General features: G+C 71.9%; 1 protein-coding gene. It reads right to left on the bottom strand.

The features are described 5' to 3' along the window. Positions 1 to 3426 (bottom strand): amino acid adenylation domain-containing protein (locus ACLEQD_RS39575; protein ID WP_410391100.1); only part of this gene is annotated, 3426 nt, incomplete at its 3' end. Positions 3427 to 3431 lie beyond the last annotated feature (5 nt).

Genomic DNA, 3431 nt, shown 5'->3' with positions numbered 1-3431 from the left:
GCCCGGCTCCAGCTGGTCGATGAACCACAGCCGCTGCTGCGCGAACGACAGCGGCAGCGACGCGGGACGCGCCCCGGCGCTCAGCATCGGCACGCCGGAGCGTCCCAGCTGGGACAGCCGCAGCGCCAGCGCCTCCACCGTGGGCGACTCGAACAGCAGGCGCAACGGCATCTCCACGCCCAGCGCCGTGCGGATGCGCGACACCACCTGCGTCGCCAGCAGCGAGTGGCCTCCCAGCGCGAAGAAGTGGTCCTTCACGCCCACGCGCTCCAGGCGCAGCACCTCCGCCCAGACGGCCGCGACCTTCGCCTCCGCCACGGTGCGCGGGGCTACGTAGGCGTCGCCCATGAGGGCGGCCTCCAGCTCCGGCAGCGCCTTGCGGTCCACCTTGCCGTTCGCGTTGAGCGGCAGGGCGTCCAGCACCCTCAGCGCCGAGGGGACCATGTACTCCGGCAGCCGCTGACGCAGGCCCGCGCGCAGCGTGTCCACGTCCAGCGCGTGGCCGTCCTTCGCCACGACGTAGCCCACCAGCCGCTTGTCCGCGCCGTCGCCCCGCACCAGCACCACGGCCTCGCTCACGCCCGGCTGCCGCGCCAGCGCGGCTTCGACCTCGCCCAGCTCGATGCGGAAGCCGCGCACCTTCACCTGGGCGTCGGTGCGGCCGACGAAGTCCAGCTGGCCGTCCGCGCGCCAGCGCACCACGTCGCCCGTGCGGTAGAGCCGGGCGCCCTCGACCCCCGAGAAGGCGTCCGGCACGAAGCGCTCGGCGGTCAGGCCCGGACGTCCCGCGTACCCACGCGCGACACCCACGCCACCGAGGTGCAGCTCACCGCGCACGCCCACCGGCACCGGCTGCCCATGCGGGTCGAGCACGTAGACGCGCACGTTCGCCAACGGTTTGCCGATGGAGGGCACGCTTCCATCCGCGACCGCCTGTCCGAACGTGGCGATGACGGTGGCTTCCGTGGGGCCGTACGTGTTGAGCAGACGCCGCCCCGGAGCCCAGCGCGCGACGACCTCCGCGGGCAGGGCCTCTCCGCCGGAGATGACGGTGCGCACCTCCGGCAGTCCCTCGGAGGACGTCGCCGCGAGCGCAGCGGGCGTGAGGCTGACGACGGAGAGCTGTTGCTCCCGCAGCAGCACCGGCAGGGGCTCGCCCGGCATCAACTTCTCCAGCGGCGCGAGCACCAGCGTGGCGCCGTTGCAGAGCGTGGTGAAGACCTCCTCCACCGACAGGTCGAAGCTGAGGCTCGCGAACTGCAACACGCGACTGCCGGGCCCGATGCCGTACGCCACTGCCTCATGCGTGACGAGGTTGGCGACGCTGCGGTGCTCCACCGCCGTGCCCTTTGGCGTGCCCGTGCTGCCCGACGTGTAGAGCAGGTACGCCATGTTCGCGGGCGTCACGCCCGTCCTGGGCGCGTCCGTCGGCTCCTCCGCGAGAGCGTCGTGCTCGGTGTCCAGGCAGAGCGCACGCTCACGCAGCCCCTCCGGGAAGCGGTCCACCAGCCCCTGCCAGGTGACGAGCACCTGGGCGGCGCTGTCCTCCAGCATGAAGGACAGGCGCTCGCGGGGAAGCAGCGGATCCACGGGCACCCAGGCGCCACCGGCCTTCAGGATGCCGAGGAGGCCCACGACGATGTCGAGTGAGCGCTCGACGCTGAGCGCGACGCGAACTTCCGGGCCCACGCCACGACGGCGCAGGGCATGGGCGAGCTGATTGGCGCGCGCCTCCAGCCGCGCATACGTCAACTGCGTCCCCTCGAAGACCGCGGCCACTGCCTCCGGCGCGCGACGGACCTGGGCCTCGAAGAGCGAATGGATGCACGCCTCGGGGAACGGCGCGCGCGTGGCGTTCCAGTCCACCAGCATTTCGCGGCGCTCGGCGGCGGTCAGCAGGGGCAGGCGGGACACGCGCGTGTCCGGACGCTCCACCGCGCCTTCGAGGAGCGTGAGCCAGTGCGTGACCATCCGCTGGACGGTGCCCGCGTCGAACAGCTCCGTGCTGTACTCCAGGGAGCCCGTGAGCCCGCGCGGCCCCTCCATGAGCGTCACGCTCAGGTCGAACTTCGCGATGGGGCTCTCCGCCTCCACCGGCTTGAGGGCCAGGTCCGGCAGCCGCAGCTCGCTCATGGGCACGTTCTGCAGGGCCAGCATCGTCTGGAAGAGCGGCGTGTGGCTGAGGCTGCGCTCCGGCTGCAGCGCCTCCACCAGCTTCTCGAACGGCACCTCCTGGTGCTCGTACGCGTCCAGCACCGTCTCGCGCACCTGGGCGAGCAGCTCGCGGAAGGACAGGCGGCCCTCCACGTTCGCGCGCAGCACCAGCGTGTTGACAAAGAAGCCGATGAGCCCCTCCAGCTCCGCGCGCGTGCGGCCCGCGATGGGCGAGCCCACGTTGATGTCCGTCTGCCCGGAGTAGCGCGCCATCAGCACCTGCCATCCGGCGAGCAGCACCATGTACAGCGACGCGCCCTCACGCTGGGCCAGGGCGCCAAGGCCCTCAGCCAGCCGAGGGGACAGGGTGAAGGCGAGCGCCGCCCCCGCGATGCCCCGTCCGGGAGGACGCGGACGGTCCGTGGGCAGCTCCAGCACCGGCGGCGCACCTGAGAGCTTCTGCTTCCAGTAGTCCACCTGCCGGGCGAGGACGTCGCCCTGGAGCCGGCCGCGCTGCCAGGCGGCGTAGCGCGTGTACTGCACGGGCAGCTCCGGCAGGGGGGACGGCTGCCCCGAGGTGAAGGCCGCGTACAGCGCCCCCACTTCGCGGATCAACACGCTCAGCGACCAGCCGTCCGAAACGATGTGGTGCATGGTCACCACGAGGACGTGCTCGCGCTCCCCGAGCGTGAACAGCCGGGTGCGGATCAACGGCCCGCGGCCCAGGTCGAACGGACGGAGCATCTCCTTCTCCACCTGCCGGTGGGCCTCCGCCTCGCGGTGGGCTGCGTCGACGGCGCGCAAGTCCACCCGGCCCAGCTCCAGCGACAGGATGGGGTGGATGACCTGGATGGCGTGACCGCCGCGCTCCTCGAAGGTGGTCCGCAGGGAGTCATGCCGGCGGACGACCTCATTCAGGGCCCGCTCCAGGGCCGCGACATCCAGCGCGCCCTCCAGCCGCACCGCCACGGGCAGATTGTAGAGCGAGGTCCCGGGCTCCAGCTGGTCGATGAACCACAGCCGCTGCTGGGCGAAGGACAGTGGCGGCTGCGTGCCCACGTGCGCGTCGTTCAGGAGGGAGCCCTGGACGCGGTTCGCTTTCTCCAGCCGTTGGGCCAGGGCCTCAAGGGTGGGAGCATCGAACAGTGTGCGAAGAGGCAGCTCCGCGCCCGTCTCCGCGCGGATCCGCGACACCACCTGCGTCACCAGCAGCGAGTGGCCACCCAGCGCGAAGAAGTCGTCCTTCACGCCTACCCGTGGGACTCGCAGCACTTCCG

This window comes from Corallococcus sp. 4LFB (genome assembly GCF_046520365.1).
Classification (GTDB): Bacteria; Myxococcota; Myxococcia; order Myxococcales; family Myxococcaceae; genus Corallococcus; species Corallococcus caeni.
The sequence above is the reverse complement of the archived record's forward strand: the minus strand, read 5'-3'. Positions and strand labels throughout refer to the sequence as shown.